The organism is Ruegeria sp. G10 (assembly GCF_056533645.1).
The window spans coordinates 440684-463558 of sequence record NZ_JBQFOQ010000001.1; the positions used below are offsets into that span (position 1 = coordinate 440684).

Consider the following 22875-nt stretch of genomic DNA (forward strand, 5'->3'; position numbering starts at 1 on the left):
CAACCCGAATCCTGACGATCCGTCCTTCATCTGGCCAAAAATATCCCGGAGCGCGAGGCAGAGCCTCGCAAAAAGCCCTGCCACACGCGCTCCGATGCCAGATCAGCTCAACGCTTCATCACAGCGCCCGCACACAGCATCATGCGCGTGGCGCCCAACATCCGGCAGGATTTTCCAGCAACGTTGACATTTCGCACCTTCGGCTTTCTCGAAAACCACACCGATCCCCTCAATCTCGGGCACACGGAAGGCTTCGGCGGGTGCCGGATCGCCGGTGACCGTCAGACCGGACGTGATGCACAGATCATCCACGTCAAACGTTGCGAGCAGGTCACGGGTTTCCGCATCTTCAACATAAACGATGGGCGCGGCCTCAAGGCTGGAGCCGATGACCTTGTCCTGCCGCTGCACCTCCAGCGCAGCCGTCACGGCACGGCGGACGCGCCGGACCTTGGCCATATTCGTTTCCAGATCGACATTGCGCCAATCGGCAGGTGTTTCCGGGAAATCCACCAGATGGACCGAGCTCTCATCGCCGGGGAAACGCTCCAGCCAGACCTCTTCCATGGTGAAGACCAGCACAGGTGCCAGCCATGTGGTGAGGCGGTGAAACAGGATATCCAGCACAGTGCGCGCCGCGCGACGACGCAGGGTATCACCATCACAATAGAGCGCATCCTTGCGCACATCGAAATAGAACGAAGACAGGTCAACCGTGGCGAAGGTGAAAACCGCACTGAAGACGCCCTGGAAGTCAAATGCGGCATAACCTTTGCGCACTTGTTCATCCAACTCAGCCAGACGGCTGAGGACCCAGCGTTCGAGGCGCGGCATATCCTCGGGTTCCACACGGTCAGCCTCGGTGAAGTCCGCCAGCGAGCCCAGCATGAACCGCATTGTGTTGCGCAGGCGGCGATAGCTGTCAGCGGTGCCTTTCAGGATTTCCGGCCCGATCCGCTGGTCGGCGGTATAGTCGGTCTGAGCCACCCAAAGGCGCAGAATATCGGCGCCGTATTGCTTGACGACCTCTTCCGGCACGATGGTGTTGCCCAGCGATTTGGACATCTTGTTGCCCTTGGCATCCAGCGTAAAGCCATGGGTCACTACGTTCCGATAGGGTGCCCGCCCCTTGGTGCCACAGGCCTGCAGCATGGACGAATGGAACCACCCGCGATGCTGGTCGGTGCCCTCCATGTAGACATCGGCGATTCCGTCCTCGGTCCCGTCCTCACGGTCCCGTAGAACAAAAGCGTGCGTCGAACCGGAGTCGAACCACACATCCAGCACGTCGAACACCTGGTCATAGTCATCGGGGTTAACGATGCCGTCGAGGATCTTCTCTTTGAACCCGTCGGTGTACCAGATATCCGCGCCATCCTTCTCGAACGCGGCCTTGATGCGCGCGTTCAGTTCCTCATTGCGCAGCAGGTAATCCGCGTCGGTCGGCAGAGCGCCTTTCTTGGTGAAACAGGTCAGCGGCACACCCCATGCGCGCTGGCGGGACAGAACCCAGTCCGGGCGCGCCTCGATCATGGAATACAGACGGTTACGACCTGTCTGCGGCGTCCATTTCACCAGCTCGTCGATGGACCGCAGTGCACGTTCGCGAATGGTGTCGCCCATTTCACCCATGCCGTCATCCAGCTTGCGGTCAACGGACGCAAACCACTGCGGCGTGTTGCGGTAGATGATCGGAGCCTTGGACCGCCACGAATGCGGATAGCTATGCTTAATCTTGCCCCGCGCCAGCAGCCCGCCGACCTCGGCCAGCTTGTCGATGACCGCCTTGTTTGCGTCGCCCTCGCCACCCTTGCGAGACAGGATGTACTTGCCACCAAAGAACGGCAGATCAGCGCGGAAGCTGCCATCATCCATCACGTTATAGGTGATGACCTGTTCCAACATGCCCAGATCACGGTAGAGTTCAAATTCCTCCATCCCGTGCGACGGCGCACAATGAACGAAGCCGGTGCCTTCGGTATCCGTCACAAAGCCAGCGGCGCGGAAATCGCGGATGTCGTCCCATTCGCCGTTGCCACCTTCGGCCCCGGCTAGTGGGTGGGTCAGTTGGATCTTGGCCAGATCCTCCTGTGTGACATCACACAGGCGGCGATACATGGAATCGTCCAGCCGCGCCCGCGCAAACACATCCGCAGCGCGGTCATCGGCCAGCAGGTAACGCTCACCGATCCGCGCCCAGCATTCTTCGGGGCGGCCCGTTACCTCATAGAGGCCATAGGAGATGTCCTCGCCATAGACCACAGCCTTGTTCGACGGCATCGTCCACGGGGTCGTCGTCCAGATCACCACGTAAGCGTTATCCAGCGTCACGTCGCCCGTGTTCACGACCTTGAACTTCACCCAGATGGTGAAGCTTTCCTTGTCGTGATACTCAACCTCGGCCTCGGCCAGAGCCGTCTTCTCGATCGGCGACCACATCACGGGCTTTGAGCCCTGATACAAAGTCCCATTCATCAGGAACTTCATGAACTCGTCGGCAATCACCGCTTCGGCGTGATAGTCCATGGTGATGTAGGGATCGGGCCAGTTGCCGGTGATACCCAGACGCTTGAACTCTTCGCGCTGGATGTCGATCCAGCCCTCGGCGAACTTGCGGCATTCCTGACGGAAGTCGACGATATTCACCTCGTCCTTGTTCTTGCCCTTCTTGCGATACTGTTCTTCGATCTTCCACTCGATGGGCAGGCCGTGGCAGTCCCAGCCGGGCACGTAACGCGCGTCATGGCCCATCATCTGATGCGACCGCACGATCATGTCTTTGATGGTCTTGTTCAGCGCGTGGCCGATATGCAGGTGACCGTTCGCATAGGGCGGGCCGTCATGCAGGGTAAAGGGCGTGCGGCCCTCTTTCTCGCGCAGGCGGTCATAGACGCCGATCTTTTCCCAGCGCTCCAGCCATGCGGGCTCGCGCTTGGGCAGGCCCGCGCGCATGGGGAAATCGGTTTTGGGCAGGTTCAGCGTGTCTTTGTAGTCAGGTGTCTCGGCGCACATTGGGGGCGTCCTCAGGATGGTCTTGTCGTCATGTGGATCGAAGCGGTCAGTGCGATATCTCAAGCACCTTTGCCCGGCGTCTCGTGGTATCAGAGCGCCGGGGATATAATTCGAATAATGATGGCCAAACGGTCATGCATGGCCGCGCTTATAAGACGGCCACGCCTAATGGTCCAGAGGTTCCGACCCTTGCGGCAAATGGCGCAGCTTGGCCCAACGGTTGAGCCACGCCAAACCCGCCAATGCCAGTCCCAATGCCAATAGTGAGAATACCCGGATCAGCCCGCCCAGACCCGCAATGTCGATCAAAAACACCTTGGCCACCGCCAGCCCGATCACCGCCAGTCCGGCCTTGCGCATCAGATCGGACCGACGGGCCAGCGACTGGTAGAACAGTGCGGCCCCGATGACCAAAAGGGTAAGGGTATATGTGTAAAGCTCGGGCTGGGTGACGCCGTTGCCTTCGAACATTCCGCCCGCGCCCTGCCAGACATGCCGGATCGCCAGACCAAGCCAGACAGCGGCCAGTGCTCCGGCGGCTGCATAACTGATCCGCCGCAGCAATACCGGCATCGAACCGATGCGCCATGCCGAGAACCCGATGGCCAGTGCGGGCAGAAGATAAGCCACCGCAAGCGTGTTCACGACCGGCGGCCCAAGCACCGGGTCGGTGAGCGGATTGATCAGCGGATTGGCCTCGGACAGGGCCTGCGCCAGCCGCGCGATACCGTGTGCGGCGAAGAAACCTGCCAGCAGATAGCGCGCATAATTCAACTTACCGCCGAGCGCGAACCGCTGAACCTGCGCATAGGCCAGCAGCAGCCAGATCACCGCCAACAGGCCGAGACCCCAGTGACTGTCTTTAGCGCCGCCCTCGCCGAACCCTTCGAGCCAGCGCAGCAGCAGCAACGACAGCAGGATACCCACTGTCGCCCACGCAGCACTTTCCAAGAGCAGCGTGGCGATCGGACGGTTTAGGGGCCTTAGCAGCGCCCAGCCCGCAACGAAGCCAATCACGGCGGCGGCATAGACCAGCACCATCTCGGCCAGCGGCGCGCCATTGGCCCAGTCGAGGCCCGGGTCCAGAACCAGCCGGACGGTCACGGTGAACACTCCGGCCCAGATGAACCAGCTCATCGGTGGCAGATCAAAGCGCCGGTCCAGCGTGGCAGCCACGACGATCATCACAGTCAGGGCCACGGTCAGGGCCGCCGAACTGAGCACGATGATGCAGGCAAAGCTGAGACAGGACAACGCCGACAACGTCGCCAGCGAGGGCCGCATCCGGTCGTCGCCATCGACCCGCGCAAACCGCTCGGCCAGAACCACCATCATCGCCCCGAGCGCCACAGCATGCAGCGCCCAAGGGTAAGTCCCGATCACCTCTGCCGGATGCCAGCCGACCTCCAGCGCGATGGCCATCAGCGGCGCGAACAACGCCGAGGCCCCGGCCCAGACCACGCTATAGCGCCCGCCGCCGAAGGAACGCCACGCGGCAAGCAGAGAAACCAGCGCGCCCAGAGCCACCAGCGTCGTGACGATCATGGGGAAATCCGCCTCGGCCGTTTCCGCGTAAGTGTCTGTGAAAGCGCGCACCGCCGCGCCATAGTCCAGACCATGCACCAGCACAAACCAGATCAGGCCCAGCGCAGGCATCACCGTCACATCCTGCAGCGCCAGCGCGCCCTTGGCCCACAGGATCAGCGCCAGCGTCAGACCCGCCAGCAGCGCGACGCCCAGCCAGAATTCGCTTGTCGAATCCGCCCAGTGGATCGACAGGATCGCCGAACTGGCCGCCACGGCTGCAAAAGCCAGCCGGGTAGGGAATTCCGGCCACGGGTCGCCTTTCTTCCGCCGGATCATCTGCGTGATCATAGGGCCGGAATGGTCGGGCCAGACCCGTCGGACCGGGATCGCGATGGCGATCAGCGCGAAGACCGTGATGCAGGTCAGATACGCGGGCTCGGTCAGCGGCGAGGACAGCACCAGCAGAAACGCCGCGCCGTAAGCTCCGACAAGGGTCAGGACGGAAATCCAAGCCCAGCGCCGAACCGTGTCGATGCCCAACCCCAGCACCGCGATCACGAAGAAATAGCCATAAAGCCACGTCGGATCGTCCGAGGACCCACCCACGACAAACGGTGCCGCAAAAGCGCCGATCAGGCCCACCGCCGCCAAAAGCGGGCCATGGAACCAGCCCAGAACCAGTCCAACAAGCGCGATGCTAACCATGCCAGCCAGCGCCGCTTCGGGCCCAATCAGGTCATAGAGCGTGCGGGCTGCGAGAGTGGCCCCAAACAAAGTCACCAGCCCCGCGCCCGAGAAGACCGAGGGCAAATAGGCCGTGGCCACGTCTTCGTCATCGCCAAAACGGCGGCGCACAATCTCTCCGGCACCGATTAGCGCCGCACCGAATCCCAGCGCCGCTAGCACCCGAGCGGTAGGGGGCAGCAACCCGTTTTCGACCCCGTACTGAACCAGAAATATCCCCGCCAGAGCCAGCGACAACGCACTGACCGCGTAGAACCAGTTCTCGCGCAGCCACGCGCCCAGCGCGGCGAACCGGTCCTCGCGCAGGACGATGGCGGCGGGAGGATCGTCAGGGGCGGCCTGTGGCTCTTCGACCGGGGTTTCGACCTTGGGGCGTGACGCCCACGGCCCCGGCTTCGGCTCTGCGGCAACGGGCTGAACCGGTGCGGTGTCTTCGGCGGCAGCCTCAGGCTGTTGCCCCGCCAGTTGGCGTTCCAGTTGTTCCACGCGTTTGCGCAGGCGCGACTGGCCGACCAGCAAAACAATGATCGAGACGGGAATCGCCAGCACAACGAGGCCAACGAGAGCGAGCAAGGATTCCAACCGAAACCTCCGAACAGTGGTCGCTTGAAAATACGCCTCTCATGCGCAGCTTAACAGTCTGGAAATCCAGACGGATATCATGTGTGGCTTTGTTCGACCCGGGTTCGGAGCAGTTCATCAGGGGTGAAACAGCGACCCGACCCAATAAGCGATGGCGGCGGCTGCGCCTCCGATCAGCAGGGTTTCTCCCCCCGATCGCCACCACGGCGCAAGAGACCAGCGGCTCTTCATCGCGCCGATGGCGAAAAACACGCCCGCTGTCATCCAGGCGGACAGGGTGAACGCATTCGCCATCGACAGCAGGAACGGCAATAACGGGATCATACCGGCAACCAGAAAGGCAAAAAACGTCGCCAGCGCCGCCTTGAGCGGGTGCGGATCGACGCTGCCCAGCCCGTATTCGCCTTCGATCATCAGGTTGATCCAGTTGTCGTGGTTCGAGGTGATTTCCTCTGTCGCCTCGTCCAGAACGCTGCCTGACAGACCCTTCTGGGCAAGGATTTCGCGCACTTCGTCCCGCTCTCCGTCCGGATACAGGCGGATATGCCTCTCTTCGATGGCGCGGATGCGGTGGATGTTGTCCAGTTCGGCCTTGGTGCCGGAATAGTTCCCAGCAGCCATCGAAAACCCATCTGCCAGCACATTGGCAAGCCCCAGCGCCACGATGACGAAGGGGGACAGACCGGCCCCGGCCACCCCGGCGACGATGGCAAAGGTCGTGACCGAGCCGTCGATGCCGCCATAGACCACATCGCGCAGCACACCACGCCCTGGTGGGGCATTGATCCGGTCAGATATCTCTTGCTGGCTGTGGCCGTGATCGGTCATGGCTGGCTCCGCCCCTTTTATGCGGGACGGGGCCAGCGTCGGCTTTGCGCCAGATCAAGTCTTGGAAAACAGCCCGCTGAGCGCGCGTTTGATCATGCCTCGGGTCGAAGGCCTGTGCCGTTTCGAAAACGGCAGAGGTCGGCAGACCTCCATCGCGGCAACACCCACGCGGGCGGTGAGCGCACCATTGACCAGCCCCTCGCCAAAGCGGCGGGACAGTTTGCTAAGGACCGAGCCGCCCAGAATGGGTTCCAGCAGATCGTCCCCTACGGCCACGGCACCGGTAGCCACCAGATGCACGAACACCGCGCGGGTCAGGCGCCAACTGCCCAGAAAACCCGCGCGCCCTCCGTAGATTTCCGCAATGCGCCGGATCATCCGCAAAGAGCTTGCCAGCGCGGTCGCGACATCCGCCAGCGCCAGCGGCACCAAAGCCGTTACAGTTGCGACCTGCCGGGCTGCTGCCTCAACCTCGCGGCTGGCGGCGGCGTCCAGCGGGGCCAGAAGCTCGTCTTCAGCCAGGGTGAGAAGCGTCGAGGCGTCGAATTGTTCGCCCATCCGTTCTTTCAGACGGTCGCGGCCCCAACGGGTTTCGTCGCGGCCCTGATAGAAGGCGATGAGGCGGTTTGTGACGGTGCGGGCCTGTGACAGGTTTTCGTCTGCCAAGGCCGTATCAGCGGCACGGTGCAAACCATCGACGCGCGACAAACGGCTGATCGCGGCCAGTTCGCGCAGCGCAATGATCAGCACGACCAGCAACAGCGCGCCGATCAGGCCGGTGACAATCCATCCCAGAATAGGCGCGCGCTCCAGCAGAGAGACGGCGAAATCCCACGCCGCGACCGAGACCACCGCCCCCACAACTGCCAGCGCCAACCCCCAGAACCAGCGCGACAGAGCCGAGGGTTTGCGGGCCGCGAACCGAACCGCCGCCTGCATCGCCTGCCCTTGCGGCGGTGCAATGTCGGGCACGGGCGGCGCAGTCGACACGTCAGCTGCGGGCGCGTCGTCTTCCAGATCAATCAGCACAGGGCCTTTAGCCATCGACCGCCTCCTCGCGTGTCCAGACATATTTGATATCCGGCAGGTTTTCGTCATTCTCGGACCCGTCGCCTCGGGCGACCTCGACAAAGCCGTTGCGTTCATAAAACCGGCAGGCGGGGTGATTGGCCTGAAACGCAAACAGGCTCAGCTCGGACCGCCGCCCTTTGGCATGATCCAGCAAATGCCGCCCGATCCCCTGCCCGCGCGCCGGAGCTGCCAAATAGAGCGAGTGCACCTCGTCCCCGTTCAACGCCAGAAATCCGGCCACCTGACCCTGCATCTCGGCAACCGTCACCCAGCCGAGATCGATCATCCGGCCACAAAACGCGATGGTCTCAGCCTCGGTATGCAGTTCCGGCATCCAGTCGTTCTCGCGCGCAAACCGATGCAGAATTGCGCCCGTTGTTCCGGCATCGGTGCTGCGTGCAGGGCGGAGGATCACTGTCACAGCCGGTCTCCGATCAGAAACTGCGCCGCCCGATCCAGCCGAATATGCGGAGGGCCGTCGCCCGGATTCAGCGTCAGATGCGCGGGTGCGAAAGCCATGTTACCATAGTCCCTGCCCAGCCAACCGTCAGCCCCGTTTCGCGCAGGGCCCAGTAAACGGGTGGGGTCCTCTGGCAGCTCGCCGGGATAAAAGGCCGCCTGTTTGCCTCTGTCCAGCAAAGTGCCGCGTACACAGGGCAAATCGACCCCGTTATGGCTGCGCATCTCTTCGGTCGTCGTGCGCAGCGAGGCCAGCGACAGGGCCGCCGTTTCCGCCCCGGCAAAGCTGGCGCGATCGCGGGCGTCGCGGGTCAGCGCCTCGATGATCGCGGTCAGGCGCGGGTGTTGCAGGTGGTGCAGGTGGTCGGCCTTGGTGGCGGCGAACAGGATGCGCTCGACCCGTTTGCCCAGCAGCAGCCTGTTCAGCCATGCGTTGCGGCCCGGGCGGAAGGCCGACAGGATATCCCCCATCGCGCGGCGCATATCCTCGACCGCTTGCGGGCCTTTGTGGATCGCACCCAGCGCATCGACCAGAACGATTTGCCGGTCAATTCGGGCAAAGTGATCGCGGAAGAAGGGTTTGACCACTTGTGATTTATAGGCCTCGTAGCGTCGCTCCATCTCGCGATGCAGGGACCGGCGACGCGATGCCTCGGACACAGGCAAAGGGGCAAAGGTCAGGACAGGCGACCCCGCCAGATCGCCCGGCAGAAGGAACCGACCGGGGGTGCAATCGTAAAACCCGGCCTCACGCGCGGCATTCAGATAGGCGGTGAAGCTGCTGGAAAGGGTCTGGGCCAGCGGTTCATCATGCGCGGTGGTTGGATCAGTCGACCGCACCTGCGCCAGAAACGCCTCCGCCTGTGGGCGGTTCGCAATATGTTCGAGCGTATCCCGCGACCAGTCGTCATAGGATTTGTCCAGCAGGGCCAGATCCAGCAACCACTCACCGGGATAGTCCACAATGTCCAGATGCAGCGTGCGCGGACCCTGCAGACCTGGCAGCAAGCCCGCAGGCTGCACCTTGAAGGAAAGGCGCAGCTCGGACACCGCGCGCGTGCTGTCCGGCCAATGCGGTGCGGGACCGGTCAGCGCGGACAGGTGCGTTTCGAAATCGAACCGGGGCACGGTGTCGTCGGGCTGCGGCTGCAGAAAGCTGGCGGTGATCCGCCCCTCCTGCTGCGCCGCCAATCCGGTCATACGCCCCCGGTCCAGCAGGTTAGCGACCAGAGACGTGATGAACACGGTCTTGCCCGACCGCGCCAGTCCGGTGACGCCCAGCCGGATGACCGGCTCGAAGAAGGTCTCGGACACGCGGTCGCCTACGGATTCGACCCCGCGCACCAGACTGTCTGCCAAGGATGAGATGACCAAGCCGTCGCCCCGCTTTTATCGTTTTTCCCAAGATAGGTAGCGGTCGCGGGACATGCCAGCGCTTTCGCCCCTCTTGCCCGTCCGCCCAAGGCGCGATACCAGCGGCGCATGCCCAGATACGCGCTGAAAGTCGAATACCAAGGGGAACCGTTCGCCGGATGGCAGCGGCAGAAAGAGCTGCCCTCGGTTCAGGGCGCGATTGAAGCCGCGTTGTCGCGGATCGAACCCGGAGACCATACCATCGCCGCCGCCGGTCGCACCGATGCGGGGGTCCACGCGCTGGGGCAAGTGGCGCATTGCGATCTGGTCAGGGACTGGGACCCGTTCCGCCTGTCCGAGGCATTGAACTATCACCTCAAGCCGCAGCCTGTGGCTATCGTGCAGGCCGCGCGGGTCGACGATGACTGGCACGCCCGCTTTTCCGCGCTTGGGCGGCAGTATCTGTTTCGCATCCTGATGCGCCGCGCGCCTGCGACCCATGATCGGGGGCAGGTCTGGCAGATCAATCATAGGCTCGATGTCGCGGCGATGCAGGCCGGGGCCGATATGCTGATCGGGCGGCATGATTTCACCACTTTCCGGTCGTCCATCTGTCAGGCCGCCAGCCCGGTCAAAACGCTGGATGAATTGCGGGTGGAACAGGTTCAGGGCTTCTCGGGCCCCGAGATCCATTTCCACGTCCGCGCCCGGTCGTTCCTGCACAATCAGGTACGCAGCTTTGTCGGCACGTTGGAACGCGTCGGTGCCGGAGCATGGACGCCAGAGGATGTGCGAGACGCGCTTGAGGCGGCCAACCGCGCGGCCTGCGGGCCGGTCTGCCCGCCGCAGGGGCTCTATCTGGCGCGGGTCGGGTATCCTGAACCGGTGTTTGGCTAAAGTCACACCGCCCGCAGCAACAGGCCGCTTGCGATCACCGCAATGATGAGGCCGGCGACAAGTTCGATGGTCGGGGCCAGTACCGAGGCAAAGCGCGTGGCCGAGGCCGAGGCCAGCAATCCGCCGCGCAAACCGAAGGACGTCCAACCGACCAGAGTCGTCACGGTTGCCGTGCCCAGCGCCATGGCGAAGGCTCCGGCGATGCCGACCATGGCGATGCCCATCTGCCATGTCAGGATCAGGACGAACAACGCCCCGGTGCAGGGGCGCGCGGCGATACCCGCAATCAGGATCACCGCCTCGCGCAGGCTGCCGACCTGAGCGGCCTCTTCAGCGGTCGGGCCGTGCCGATGGCCACAATCCGCGCAGGTTCCGTGGTCGTCATCATGGTGGTGATGTGCATGCGATGTCTGGCTGTTGTGACGCCGCGCGAAGCTGCGCAGCGCGCGAAAGATCAGCCAAAGGCCGATGGCCGCAATCGCGCCATAGCTGATCGGGGCCATGACCTGTTCGGTCGTGCCCACCAGCGCCTCGCGTGACATCTGGAACACCAGAACCCCCGCATAGACCAGCACAACCGCGGTCACGGCCTGCCCGAGGCTGGACAGGACGCTGATCGCAGACAAGCGCCAGAACGCGACACGACGACCCAGACCGTAACCGCCGATCAGAACCTTGCCATGGCCGGGGCCGATGGCGTGGAAGAACCCGTAGGCGAAACAGACGGTCAGCAGGGTCGCGATGGCCTCGGGCTGTTCTGCGCGAGCGGCACGCAGGGAGCGGGCAATCTGGTTCTGGAAATCGCGTTGCTCGCCAGCGGCCCACGCGGCCAGATGGTCAAAGCCACCACTGCCCCAGAACCACAGCAGCACACCGCAGGCGATGGCAACGGGTACGATCAGGTACCTGGACATGAAAGCCTGATCTCGGTTGCAAATTTCTCACCGACCAGAGGGATATCGTTTTCCTCAAGGTCATAGTCAGCATCCAGCGTCAACAGGAACGCCCGCATCTGCGCAAGCTCGGCGTCGATGTCTGGATCGGTCCGCTCAATCTGACAGGTAACAGGCCCCGAGACAATCACGGGGCGCGTCACCTCATAGGCGGTGTAAAAGCTTTCGTCAAAAGCCTTGATCGACAACCCGTTGGCCGGGATCGGCGCGCCCTCGACCGCCCGCAAATGCGTGGTCACGATGCGGGCATCCTCGGTCGTGGCGCGTGGCTCGAGCGGACCTGACAGCGGGATCACGGCATCATCCATACGAATGACCAGATCGCCATTATACCCTTCGACCCATTGGGCATCAAAACCGCTCAGAAACTGCTCTTCAGAGGCGTTCAGTACACCGTCACCATCCTGATCCAGACGCATGTCCTCCAGAATCAGAAGCGAGTAGAACTCGTCATACGCCCAGGTCACACGGACATGGGTCAGGTTGCCTGCATCGTCGACAATGAACTCCAACCCGGTGTCGATGAAGACATGCGGGTGGGTCAGGGCCGGAAGCGGCAGGCAGCAGGCAAGGAAAGGGGCTATCCATCGCATGGGCGTAAGATAGGATGCGCGGCGAGTATCGGCAATCCAATTGCACGCGATCGTGCAGAAACCTGCCGCCTCAGCCTGGCGGGAACAGAACCAGCGTCTGCAGCGCCGTTCCCACTGGACCCTGCGTATCAAACAGCACCGACTGGGACATGCCGATCCCCGAAGGCTGCCAATGCGAAATCGAATCCGAGGCAAGCCAGTCTGAGACCGGCTCACGATGGATTTGCACCGTCAGATCGGTGTTCATGAACCCCATCTCTCGGGTCGGCGCGTTCCACGAAATGCCATTGCCGCAATCCGCAAGCGGGCAGAGCGCCTGTATCGGCGATGGCTCCTCGCCTTCCAGCAAGGATGGTGTGCGCATCCAGACCGTCTTGGGACCCGCGCCCTGATTGCCCCCCTTGGGATATGCGATCTGCGAATGATGGGCGAAGCCGGGCAGATCGTGCCGCATCTCGCCGATTGGAAACGGCCCGTCGACCACATCCTCAAATCGTGGCGCTGGCAGATCGACATTGGGCACATCGCCAAGGGTCTTGCGCACCATATGCATCGTCGTGGCCGTGGCACACAGCGTATCGTCCAGATCATGCACCGTGACACGCGTGGTGGCGAGCGTCCTGGTGTGGCGCGTGGTCTCGGCCGCGACCCGCAGCCCGGCCAGCGGCAGCGGGCGCAGCAGATCGACGGTCAGCCGGGTCAGCATCTTGTCGGGGCCGACCTCGGTTTCTGCCGCCCGCACGATCAGGCCGCTGACCGGCCCCGCGTGGCAGTGATCGGCAGACCATGGCCCGCGTGCGGGATCATTGCCGACAAACACGCCTTGGGCATTCTGATGGAAATAGGCCTGCCCCAATACATCCGTTGTCATCGCGGTTCCGTCGCCTCAGACCTTTTCCTGCGTGTATTTCTTCAACTCGGCTCGCGCGATTTGACGGCGGTGCACCGCATCCGGCCCATCCGCCAGCCGCAAGGTGCGCACATGAGTCCAGGCAATCGCCAGTGGGGTGTCCTGACTGATCCCCTGCGCGCCGAACATCTGCACCGCCTCGTCGATCACTTTCAGCGCCACCCGAGGGGCCACGGTCTTGATCTGGCTGATCCACGGGGCCGCCGCCCGTGCATCGCCCTGATCCATGTACCACGCCGCCTTCAGGCACAGCAGGCGGGCCATTTCGATCTCCATCCTGCATTCGGCGATGATGTCGTAATTGGCCCCAAGCTGCGCCAGCTTCTTGCCAAACGCCTCGCGCTGCAGCGAACGCTTGCACATCTGCTCCAACGCAGCTTCGGCCTGTCCGATGGCGCGCATACAATGGTGGATGCGCCCCGGCCCCAAGCGACCCTGCGCAATCTCGAACCCCCGCCCTTCGCCCAGCAGCATGTTTTCCGCCGGAACCCTGACGTCGGTGAAACGGATGTGCATATGCCCGTGGGGCGCGTCGTCATGGCCATAGACCTCCATCGGGCGCAGCACTTCGATTCCGGGCGTGTCCGCGGGCACCACGATCATCGACTGGCGCTGGTGCTTGGGCAGATCGTCTCCGCCCGTCTTGACCATCACGATATACACCTTGCAGCGCGGATCACCCGCCCCCGACGCCCACCATTTCTCGCCGTTCAGAACGTAGCCCTCCCCATCCCGCACGCAGGACATGGAGATGTTCGTGGCATCGGACGAGGCCACATCCGGTTCGGTCATCAGATAGGCCGAGCGAATCTGACCTTCGAGCAGCGGTTTCAACCATTGCTCTTTCATGGTGTCCGACCCGTAGCGTTCGAACACTTCCATGTTGCCGGTGTCAGGCGCCGAGCAATTGAACACCTCGGCGCCCAAGGGGGTCTTGCCCATCTCTTCGGCGAAATAGGCGTATTCAACGGTGCTGAGACCAAAGCCCTTGTCGCTGTCGGTCAGCCAGAAGTTCCACAGACCCGCCGCCTTGGCCTTGGCCTTGAGCCCCTCAAGGATTTCAGTCTGACGCGCGGTATATTGCCAGCGATCGCCTTTGTTGATCTCGGCCTGATATTCCGCCTCAAGCGGCATGACCTCATCGCGGATCATGTCGGCCACGCGCCGCAGTAGGGCGCGGTTCTCGTCGCGCAGTCCGAATGTCATGGTCATGAAAATCCTCCCCGCCGTAACGCACCGGCCTTTACCTTTGCGCAAAGGATGGCTTAGCTGCACGCGGGCTGTCCAGTTGCGTGACGGCACGTCACTTGGACAAAATGAACGAAGGAGCTGCGCATATGGCGTTGTTGGTGGATACGGGCCACTCGGGTTGGCTGACAAACGAAGACATCGCCCGCGAAATCCGAAAGCACGATCCTGCAGCCGATGTGCGCACGCCAGAGACCATTGGGGATGCTGGCCAGATCAAGATGGTTGCGGTGTCAACTCTTCGGTCTGACCTTCCGCAGCGGCTGCCCAATCTGCAACTGGTGCAAAAACTTGGGGCCGGGGTCGAAACCATCGTCAGCCATCCGAACCTGCCGGATCACGTCCGCGTCGCTCGCCTTAAACCCGACGCCCCGGCGCAGGGCATTGCCGAGTGGTTTGTAGCCTACATCCTGCGCGCCCAGCGCCACATGCAGCAATACGAGGCCGCACAGTCCCGCGCCGAATGGGCCCCTCAGGCTCCTCTGTTCACCCCTGATACCGTGGTCGGCGTTCTGGGGTTGGGCCACATCGGTGGGCGCACCGCCCAGATGCTGCGCGCGGTGGGATTTCAGGTGATGGGTTGGAGCCGGTCCCCCAAACACTTCGACGGGGTCACCTGCCTGCACGGCGACGACGCGCTGCCCGAGATGCTGCGCCAATGCGACTATGTCTGCGCCATCCTGCCTTCAACCCCTGCCACGGTGAACCTGTTCGACGCGCCAATGCTGGCGGCGATGAAACCCGGCAGCCATTTGCTGAACGCCGGTCGCGGCGACCTGATTGACGAGGCCGCGCTGATCACGGCGCTGGACCAGGGCTCCCCCGCTCATGCGGTTCTGGACGTCACTCGGCAGGAACCGCTGCCGTCGGACAGCCCGCTGTGGCAACATCCGGGCATCACGATCACACCGCATGTCTCGGGCTGGCATCTGGGCGATGCGCTATCCGACGTGGCCGAGAATTTCCGCAGGCTGCAATCCGGTACCACCCTGTTGCATGAGGTCGACCGGCAGCTCGGCTACTGATCCTCAGGGGGCCAGCAACCAATTGCCATCGGCAGTCTTGCACCGGCGCGTCCGAATATCGCGGCTTTCGCCGGAGCCCTCGGGTTGGACAACATGCTGCAGGATCACGCAGTTGCCTTCTACGCTTTGAATGCGAACTGTCCCGTTCGAGCCGGTGGCGTCATTAACCCATGCCCGCTGCTGCCCCACCGAAGGCGCACCCGCACTGAGCAACGCATTGGAGGCGGCGTTCACCACTTCGAAATCGGCAGGCGTCAGCCCCATCTCGGCGATGATTCGTGAAATCGGCTTGGCCTGTACGGCCCCGCTGACGCCGAGGGCCAGTACGGTGGCCATCGCAATAGAAATCCGGGCTTTCATGAGCGCCTCTCTGAACTGAAATACATTTGCTCTCAAGGATATACCTCTGCGCGACCGCGGCCAAGCCCCTGCCGTCCACCTTCAAAATATCCCGAACAAACCTATCGCAAGCCTGCCGCTAGGATGGCACGCGCATTCGGAAGATAGTGACGCAAGACGAACCAGAGGCATCCGATGACATATCCAACCTATTATGCGCCCCAAGGCGGGCATCCGGGGCAGGAACAGCTTCTGACCGACCGCGCCATGTTCACCGATGCCTATGCGGTGATCCCCAAAGGCACTATGCGGGACATCGTCACCAGCTTTCTGCCCTTCTGGGAGGGAACGCGCCTGTGGGTCCTGTCCCGCCCGCTCAGCGGGTTTGCCGAGACCTTCTCACAGTACATCATGGAGGTTCAGCCAGGCGGCGGCAGCGACCAGCCCGAAACCGATCCCAATGCGCAAGGCGTGATCTTCGTGGTGGAAGGTGGCGTGCGCCTGACGCTGGGCGAAACAACCCACGATCTGGAAACCGGCGGCTATGCCTACATCCCGCCGGGCAGCACTTGGACGCTGCACAACCGATCTGACGTCGTTGTTCGCTTCCATTGGGTCCGCAAAGCCTATCAGGCAGTACCAGGCCTGCCCGCCCCCGATCCGATCATCACCAACGAGCGTGATATCGCCCCCATTGCGATGCCGGGCACCGAGGGGCGCTGGACCACCACCCGCTTTGCCGACCCGCAGGATTTGCGCCACGACATGCATGTCAACATCGTCACGTTCGAACCCGGCGGCGTGATCCCTTTCGCCGAAACCCATGTGATGGAGCACGGGCTCTATGTGCTTGAGGGCAAGGCTGTTTACCGCCTCAATCAGGACTGGGTCGAGGTCGAAGCGGGCGACTATATGTGGCTGCGCGCCTTCTGCCCGCAGGCCTGTTATGCCGGTGGTCCGGGGCGGTTTCGCTATCTGCTGTATAAAGATGTAAACCGTCATATGCCGCTTGCGCCACCTGTCCGCTGACCCAAGGCGCGGCCTGCTGTAGCGGAAAATTGCCCTGCAGGGGTTCCCAGAATCGCTGGAATCTGATGAAATCACATAAGATTTCAGCACTGGAGATAGTTCGATGTTACTGCGCGGAACGACGATTGCACTGGCAACCGCCCTTGGCCTTACGGCATTTGACGCGGCCCCGGTCGCAGCCAAGGAGGAAACCAAATCCGTCTCCGTCATGAGCCGTACTTGGGCGGTCACGCAGGTCTCGGATGCTCCTGTGGTCTACCGGGCGACGCGCGACAACAACAATCTGAACCCGTTCGGCCCTCCGCCCCGTTTGCGTACCATTCAGGCGATTGCCGCGATCCAGCAGGCGACCGGCTGCAAGGTGATCCGTTCCAGCATGTATCAGAACATCTCGGGCCAGTTTTTCTCGCAGGTCAGTTGCGGCTGAAAATTGGTACAATCCAATCATTGAGGTCGCATAACCGGCCTGCCATAGCTGGGCCATGAGAATTGCGATCAACGGATTCGGCCGTATTGGCCGCACGATTCTGCGTCAGGTCCTCAGCCTGCCGCAGCATTCGGATATTGAGCTGGTGCTGATCAACGATATCGCACCGCTCGAGACCTGCGCCTATCTGTTTCAATACGACAGCACCTTCGGCCCTTACCCCGGTTCCGTCACGTGCGGGGATGCCGCGCTGGTCATTGATGAGCGTATCATCCCGATGTCGCACAGCACCGATCTGGCGCGGGTGGACCTGTCTGGTGTCGACGTTATGCTGGACTGCACCGGCATCGCGCGGACGTCGGATGTCGCCAGCCGGGGCCTGAGCGCCGGTGCTGGTAAGGTGTTGATATCCGGCCCTTCTCCGGCGGCTGAGGTGACCGTGGTGCTGGGCGCAAACGAGGACCAGTTGGGCAATGCCCGGATCGTGTCCAATGCCTCTTGCACTACAAATGGTCTGGCCCCGCTGGTCAAGCTGCTCGACACGATGGGCGGGCTGGTGTCGGCCCATATGACCACGATCCACTGCTATACCAACAGCCAGCCCATGATTGACGCCCCGCGCGGAGACCTCGCGCGCTCGCGCGCCGGGGCGCTGTCGATGGTGCCCACAACCTCCAGCGCCACGCATCTGATCGATGTGGTCCTGCCCCACCTCGCGGGGCGCATCTCGGGCGCGGCGGTGCGGGTTCCGACGGCAAGCGTCTCGGCGGTTGACCTCGTGGCGACGCTTGAACGCGGCATGACCGCCGAACAGTTTGACCCAGCTCTGCGAGAAGCAGTCGCTGTCTCTCAGGTCCTTGGCTGGACGGATCACCCCCTCGTCTCGTCCGACCTGAGAGCACGGTCTGAATCTCTGATCATCGCAGGCCCCGAGACCCGCCAGATCGGACAGCATCAAGTCCGCGTTTTCGGCTGGTATGACAATGAATGGGGTTTCTCAGCCCGAATGCTGGATGTGGCCCGCCTGATGGCCGACGCCTGACCGCAGCGGGCGGGTTTGCCCGCGCGCTGCCCGGCCCAACGGGTCAGGGGGCATCTTCGATGCTCCCGGACCGGGCGGGAGAAACCCGGTTCAGTCTTGGCGAACCTCGTAAGGGTCCTCGAACCAGAATTCTTCCAGATTGTCGCCCGCCCCGATCCGATCCACCACGGCGAACAGCCCCGGCCCATGCAGCGGTGTCAGAACACCATGCCAAACGCCGCGATGATAGTTCACCGCCTGCCCCGGCTGCGTGACAAAGGCCCGAGGCCGCCCCGGTCGCCCGCCCTCATCCGGCGCAACGATCACCAGAAAGGGCTGATACGTCATCGGGATAAAGGCCTGACTGCCTTCGGGATGCCGCTCGACCATCTCCAGCCGATAGGGCAGCGTGCGCGGATTGGCGTCAAACAGGCTGAGACCCGCGCGACCATCCATAAACTCCAAAGCCGCACGGTCGTGATACCGCCCGCATTGCCCCTGATTGATGATCTTGTCGGGCTCTCCCGCGACCACGATCAGATCCCCAAAGGGCGCGAATGCCTCAGCTGAGATCGGCTCAATCAGGATACGCTTCATGACGGCAGTAGGTCCCGCAAGCGAAACTCGGCGATGCGTTCGACCTGACGGCAGGCTTCGGCAAGTTCCGTATCCCGATCCTGACAGATCCGCCGCTCAAAGGTTTGCAGGATCGAGGCTTTGTCATGATCCCGCACGGCAATGATGAACGGGAACCCGAATTTCTCGGTATAACGCTGGTTCAGTTTAGTAAACGCCGCCCGTTCTTCATCCGTCAGCGCATCCAAGCCCGCCGAGGCCTGCTCGGACGTGCTTTCCTGCGTCAGCCGCTTGGCCTGCGCCAGCTTGCCCGCGAGGTCGGGATGCGCAGTCAGCACGCCCAACCGTTCCGCCTCAGAAGCCGAACGGAACATTCGCGCGAGAGCATTGTGCAGCCCGCCCGCCGTATCATGCGCCGGGCCAAGCTCAAGATCAAAGGCGCGCTCCGCGATCCATGCTGAATGCTCGAAAATGCCCCCATAAGCTGCAACAAACGCATCACGCTCCATCTGCGACGGTTTGGGATGCTGGGCGGCGGGATGCGTCTTGGCCCAATGCTCGGCAATCTGCAGGCGCGTCGCAAACCACACATCCGAGAACCCGCGCGCGTGATCCAGAAAGCGTTTCAGTGCCATGACCCGCCCCGGTCGCCCGATCAGACGGCAATGTAGGCCGATCGAGAGCATCTTCGGCACACCTGCCTCGCCCTCAGCATAGAGCGCATCGAAGCTGTCCTTGAGATAGGAATAGAACTGATCGCCCGCATTGAACCCCTGCGGTGTGGCAAAGCGCATGTCGTTGCAGTCCAACGTGTATGGCACGATCAACTGATCCCGCCCCCCGGTCTGCATCCAATAGGGCAGATCATCGGCATAGGTGTCCGAGACGTAAGCAAACCCGCCCTCTTCCGCCACCAGACGAACCGTATTTTCGGAGCAGCGCCCCGTATACCACCCGCGCGGACGTTCTCCGATCACTTCGGTGTGCAGGCGGATGGCCTCGGCGATCTGCGCGCGCTCCTCGTCCTCGGGCATATCCTTGTGTTCGACCCATTTCAGCCCGTGGCTGGCAATCTCCCACCCGGCGGATTTCATCGCAGAGACCTGATCCGGCGAGCGCGCCAGAGCGGTCGCCACACCATAAACCGTGATCGGCAGGTCCTTCATCAGCCGATGCAATCGCCAGAACCCAGCGCGCGCGCCGTATTCGTAGATCGACTCCATGTTCCAATGCCGTTGCCCCGACCATTGCGCCGCGCCAACAATCTCGGACAAAAACGCTTCGGACGCGGCATCGCCGTGCAGAACACAGTTCTCACCGCCCTCCTCGTAGTTCAGCACGATCTGCACGGCCAGTTTTGCACCGCCCGGCCATTTGGCATCCGGTGGGGTGGCTCCGTATCCGATCATGTCCCGGGGGTAACGCGGCGGCTGCATGGTGTGTTCCAATTCGTTTACTGTTCCCAACAGCCTTAAACCAGAAAACCATGCGGGATTATCAAATCAATCCGAACGCTGTTTCCGGTTCTTTCGGCATTTCCACTGTTTTCAACTTTGCGCCAGACTGTGACAAACCGAAAGGCAATTCAAAGGAGACACCCCGTGGCAGGTTATCTGACGACCCATGTTCTGGACACGGCGCGCGGCTGCCCGGCAGAAGGGCTGAAAATCACGCTCTACCGGATTTCGGGCGACACGCGCACGAAACTTGCCGAGACCAAAACCAACGCAGACGGGCGCACCAACACTCCGATCCTGCCGCAGGATGAATTTGAAACCGGTGTTTATGAACTGGTTTTCTTCGCCGGGGACTACTTACGTGCATCTGGTCAGGACGGGGATGATCCCCTGTTTCTGGATCAGGTGCCTATTCGGTTCGGCATGTCAGACTCTCAGGCGCATTACCATGTGCCTTTGCTGCTGTCGCCCTATGGTTACTCCACCTATCGCGGCAGCTAAAGCAGCGCGCTTCCACCGGTCGTCTAGGCTGATTGCTCCGAGGTGCGGACCACCTTGCCGATCCGTTCAATCATGAAATCCATGAACAGGCGCGCCTTGGGATCCTGATGCCGCCGGTGCGTGTAAAGGCACGCCATCTGGACCGGAACAGGCGGGGTTTGCGTCGCTACGGCCACCAAGCGCCCTGCCTTGAGATGATCGGCCACTTCAAAGACCGGCTTCATCGCGATGCCTTGCCCCGACAGTGCCCAATCGGTCAGCACATCCCCGTCGTCGCATTCGAACCGGCCTGACACGGCGAACCGTTTTGGACCTTCCGGCGTTTCCAGCATCCACTGAAACTCAGTCGCACCGGGAAAGCGCAGGTTCAGGCATTCGTGTTTGTCAGCAATCAGCTCGGCTCCGGTCGTCGGCATGCCACGCCGCGCGATATAGTCCGGCGCGGCGCACAGCACGCGCTGGCAATCGGCGATCTTGCGGATGCGCAACGTACTGTCCTCAGGCTGGCCAATGAAAAACGCCAAATCCAGCCCTTCGGTGGTCAGATCGACAGACCGGTCTGTCAGCCGCAGACGCACGTCGATCTCGGGGTATTCCGACAGAAAATCAGGTACATGCGGTGCAAGCAGCCGCCGCCCCACCCCCAGCGGAGCGGCCACAAACAGCGACCCGCGCGGCGCTTCGGTCAGATGGGTGACCTGCGCCTCGGCCTCGTCGACCGCATCCAGCACAGCGACCGCGCCGGGATAAAACGCCTTGCCCTGCTCGGTTGGCGACAGGTTCCGCGTGGTCCGCTGAAATAGGCGGACGCCCAAATGATCCTCTAGCTGAGAAATTCGTGCCGAGGTCACAGCCGGCGAAATTCGCAAGTCCCGCCCGGCGGCGGACATGCTGCCCAGATCGTAGACGCGAACAAAGGTGCGGATATTGTCGAGATAGGACATCTTATCGTTTTTTTTGATACAGTTTGACAATATACGGGAATACCGAAGAAAAGCCCCTTTGCCTAGTGTGACAGCAACTGATCGGAGAGAGCTTTCATGTACGACTTCGCCGTGTTCTGGGACTGGATCGCTTTTGCCGTGCGCTGGCTGCACGTCATCACCGCAATCGCCTGGATCGGATCATCGTTCTACTTCATCGCGCTGGATCTTGGCCTGAACCGCAACATCCCCGGCCCGGCGGATGGTGAGGAATGGCAGGTGCATGGCGGCGGCTTCTATCACATCCAGAAATATCTGGTCGCGCCCGAGCGAATGCCGGACCATCTGACCTGGTTCAAATGGGAAAGCTATGCCACCTGGCTCAGCGGTGCCGCGTTGTTGATGATCGTTTATTGGGTCGGTGGAGAGCTGTATCTGATCGACGCGCAAAAGGCCGATCTGGCGTTGTGGCAAGGCATTCTGATCTCAGCTGCCTCTCTGACCATCGGCTGGCTGATCTACGACTACCTGTGCAAGTCCGGTCTGGGCGAACGCCCGACCCTGCTGATGGTTCTGCTGTTCGCGCTGCTGGTGGTCATGGGCTGGGGATACAACCAGATTTTCACCGGCCGGGCCATGATGCTGCATCTGGGCGCGTTCACCGCCACGATCATGACCGCGAACGTCTTCTTCATCATCATGCCGAACCAGCGCATCGTGGTGGACGACCTCAAGAACGGGCGCACGCCGGACCCGAAATACGGCAAGATCGCCAAACTGCGGTCGACCCATAACAATTACCTGACACTGCCGGTCGTGTTCCTGATGCTGTCCAATCACTACCCGCTGGCCTTCGCGACCGAGTATAACTGGATCATTGCAGCGCTTGTGTTCCTGATGGGAGTAACCATCCGGCACTACTTCAACACCCGCCACGCCCGCGCCGGGAACCCCACCTGGACATGGGCCGTCACCGCGCTGCTTTTCCTTGCGATCATGTGGCTTTCGACCGCCACGATGCACGAAACGCTGGACGAGGCCGAGGCTGCAGCGCTCACACCTTACGAACAGAAGTTCGCTGCTGCCGACGGGTTCGAAGACGCGCATGACATCGTGCTGGGCCGTTGTTCGATGTGCCACGCGCGCGAGCCGGTTTGGGAGGGTATCCTGTGGGCTCCAAAGGGCGTGCTGCTGGAAACCGAAGCCGACATCGCCCGCAACGCGCAACAGATTTATCTGCAATCCGGCGTCACCCACGCCATGCCCCCTGCCAACGTGACCTATATGGAGCCCGAAGACCGCGCCGCGATCATTCGCTGGTTCCGCAACGCTGACCTATAGGCCGCTAATGCCCGGCATCTGACTTTTAGCACTTCCCCTGTGCCCCGACAGATGATCTA

Annotated in this window: 21 protein-coding genes; 7 read left to right on the plus strand and 14 right to left on the minus strand. The window is 62.2% G+C overall.

Going from position 1 to position 22875, the window contains the following annotated elements:
• Window positions 1-102 precede the first annotated feature (102 nt).
• The 6 genes from ileS to ACR0KM_RS02205 all read right to left on the minus strand — a co-directional run bounded on the left by ileS (window position 103) and on the right by ACR0KM_RS02205 (window position 9597).
• The gene (gene ileS / locus ACR0KM_RS02180) at window positions 103-3012 is read right to left on the minus strand and encodes an isoleucine--tRNA ligase (protein WP_480856846.1); all 2910 of its coding nucleotides are present in this window, start codon (window positions 3010-3012) and stop codon (window positions 103-105) included.
• A 165-nt stretch (window positions 3013-3177) separates the two neighbouring features.
• Complete coding sequence (locus ACR0KM_RS02185; RefSeq protein WP_480856844.1) at window positions 3178-5865, minus strand: DUF2339 domain-containing protein; 2688 nt, start codon at window positions 5863-5865, stop codon at window positions 3178-3180.
• Window positions 5866-5982: 117 nt separating this feature from the next.
• Window positions 5983-6693: a VIT1/CCC1 transporter family protein gene (locus ACR0KM_RS02190; protein ID WP_480819337.1), complete on the minus strand. Its 711-nt coding sequence runs from the start codon at window positions 6691-6693 to the stop codon at window positions 5983-5985.
• 54 nt (window positions 6694-6747) lie between these two features.
• Window positions 6748-7737, minus strand: coding sequence for a YcjF family protein (locus tag ACR0KM_RS02195; protein WP_480856842.1), 990 nt, complete (start codon window positions 7735-7737; stop codon window positions 6748-6750).
• The gene (locus ACR0KM_RS02200) at window positions 7730-8185 is read right to left on the minus strand and encodes an N-acetyltransferase family protein (RefSeq protein ID WP_480856840.1); all 456 of its coding nucleotides are present in this window, start codon (window positions 8183-8185) and stop codon (window positions 7730-7732) included. Before ACR0KM_RS02200 ends, ACR0KM_RS02195 begins: the two co-directional genes overlap by 8 nt.
• A complete protein-coding gene (locus tag ACR0KM_RS02205; protein ID WP_480856839.1) occupies window positions 8182-9597 on the minus strand; it encodes a YcjX family GTP-binding protein in 1416 nt (471 codons plus the stop codon). The genes ACR0KM_RS02200 and ACR0KM_RS02205 overlap by 4 nt, the downstream gene beginning before the upstream one ends.
• A 108-nt stretch (window positions 9598-9705) precedes the next feature.
• Between ACR0KM_RS02205 and truA the strand changes: the two genes are divergently transcribed.
• Entirely contained in the window at window positions 9706-10473 is a 768-nt protein-coding gene (truA, locus tag ACR0KM_RS02210) for a tRNA pseudouridine(38-40) synthase TruA (protein WP_480856837.1), read from the plus strand.
• Window positions 10474-10475: 2 nt separating this feature from the next.
• Here truA and ACR0KM_RS02215 read toward each other — a convergent pair whose 3' ends face one another.
• The 4 genes from ACR0KM_RS02215 to ACR0KM_RS02230 form a co-directional block, all read right to left on the minus strand.
• Complete coding sequence (locus ACR0KM_RS02215; protein ID WP_480856835.1) at window positions 10476-11387, minus strand: nickel/cobalt transporter; 912 nt, start codon at window positions 11385-11387, stop codon at window positions 10476-10478.
• A complete protein-coding gene (locus tag ACR0KM_RS02220) occupies window positions 11372-12019 on the minus strand; it encodes a DUF1007 family protein (RefSeq protein WP_480856833.1) in 648 nt (215 codons plus the stop codon). The genes ACR0KM_RS02215 and ACR0KM_RS02220 overlap by 16 nt, the downstream gene beginning before the upstream one ends.
• A 70-nt stretch (window positions 12020-12089) precedes the next feature.
• Entirely contained in the window at window positions 12090-12890 is an 801-nt protein-coding gene (locus tag ACR0KM_RS02225; protein ID WP_480856832.1) for a thioesterase family protein, read from the minus strand.
• Window positions 12891-12905: 15 nt separating this feature from the next.
• Window positions 12906-14141, minus strand: a complete 1236-nt coding sequence (locus tag ACR0KM_RS02230) for an acyl-CoA dehydrogenase family protein (protein ID WP_480856830.1) — start codon at window positions 14139-14141, stop codon at window positions 12906-12908.
• A 125-nt stretch (window positions 14142-14266) separates the two neighbouring features.
• On the opposite strand from ACR0KM_RS02230, the gene ACR0KM_RS02235 reads away from it, so the two are divergent.
• Window positions 14267-15202 carry a 2-hydroxyacid dehydrogenase gene (locus ACR0KM_RS02235; RefSeq protein WP_480856829.1) on the plus strand — a complete coding sequence of 312 codons (936 nt, stop codon included), beginning with the start codon at window positions 14267-14269 and terminating at the stop codon, window positions 15200-15202.
• 3 nt (window positions 15203-15205) lie between these two features.
• On the opposite strand, the gene ACR0KM_RS02240 is transcribed toward ACR0KM_RS02235, so the two are convergent.
• Window positions 15206-15562 carry a hypothetical protein gene (locus ACR0KM_RS02240; protein WP_480819327.1) on the minus strand — a complete coding sequence of 119 codons (357 nt, stop codon included), beginning with the start codon at window positions 15560-15562 and terminating at the stop codon, window positions 15206-15208.
• Window positions 15563-15736: 174 nt separating this feature from the next.
• Between ACR0KM_RS02240 and ACR0KM_RS02245 the strand changes: the two genes are divergently transcribed.
• From ACR0KM_RS02245 to ACR0KM_RS02255, 3 genes are all read left to right on the plus strand, one after another.
• Complete coding sequence (locus ACR0KM_RS02245; protein WP_480856827.1) at window positions 15737-16570, plus strand: bifunctional allantoicase/(S)-ureidoglycine aminohydrolase; 834 nt, start codon at window positions 15737-15739, stop codon at window positions 16568-16570.
• Between the two features lie 103 nt (window positions 16571-16673).
• Window positions 16674-16997 (plus strand): hypothetical protein, encoded by a 324-nt coding sequence (locus ACR0KM_RS02250; protein ID WP_480856826.1) that lies wholly within the window; start codon window positions 16674-16676, stop codon window positions 16995-16997.
• 55 nt (window positions 16998-17052) lie between these two features.
• Window positions 17053-18039 carry a type I glyceraldehyde-3-phosphate dehydrogenase gene (locus ACR0KM_RS02255; protein WP_480856824.1) on the plus strand — a complete coding sequence of 329 codons (987 nt, stop codon included), beginning with the start codon at window positions 17053-17055 and terminating at the stop codon, window positions 18037-18039.
• 90 nt (window positions 18040-18129) lie between these two features.
• Here the strand turns inward: ACR0KM_RS02255 and ACR0KM_RS02260 are convergent, their stop codons facing one another.
• Both ACR0KM_RS02260 and puuE read right to left on the minus strand, forming a co-directional pair.
• Complete coding sequence (locus ACR0KM_RS02260) at window positions 18130-18615, minus strand: ureidoglycolate lyase (protein WP_480856822.1); 486 nt, start codon at window positions 18613-18615, stop codon at window positions 18130-18132.
• Entirely contained in the window at window positions 18612-20030 is a 1419-nt protein-coding gene (puuE, locus tag ACR0KM_RS02265) for an allantoinase PuuE (RefSeq protein WP_480856821.1), read from the minus strand. The genes ACR0KM_RS02260 and puuE overlap by 4 nt, the downstream gene beginning before the upstream one ends.
• Window positions 20031-20195: 165 nt before the next feature.
• Here puuE and uraH point away from each other — a divergent pair, with 165 nt between their 5' ends.
• Window positions 20196-20552, plus strand: a complete 357-nt coding sequence (uraH, locus tag ACR0KM_RS02270; protein WP_480856818.1) for a hydroxyisourate hydrolase — start codon at window positions 20196-20198, stop codon at window positions 20550-20552.
• Between the two features lie 23 nt (window positions 20553-20575).
• Here the strand turns inward: uraH and ACR0KM_RS02275 are convergent, their stop codons facing one another.
• The gene (locus ACR0KM_RS02275; protein ID WP_480819321.1) at window positions 20576-21496 is read right to left on the minus strand and encodes a LysR family transcriptional regulator; all 921 of its coding nucleotides are present in this window, start codon (window positions 21494-21496) and stop codon (window positions 20576-20578) included.
• A gap of 96 nt (window positions 21497-21592) precedes the next feature.
• Between ACR0KM_RS02275 and ACR0KM_RS02280 the strand changes: the two genes are divergently transcribed.
• Window positions 21593-22816, plus strand: a complete 1224-nt coding sequence (locus ACR0KM_RS02280; protein WP_480856816.1) for a urate hydroxylase PuuD — start codon at window positions 21593-21595, stop codon at window positions 22814-22816.
• Window positions 22817-22875 lie beyond the last annotated feature (59 nt).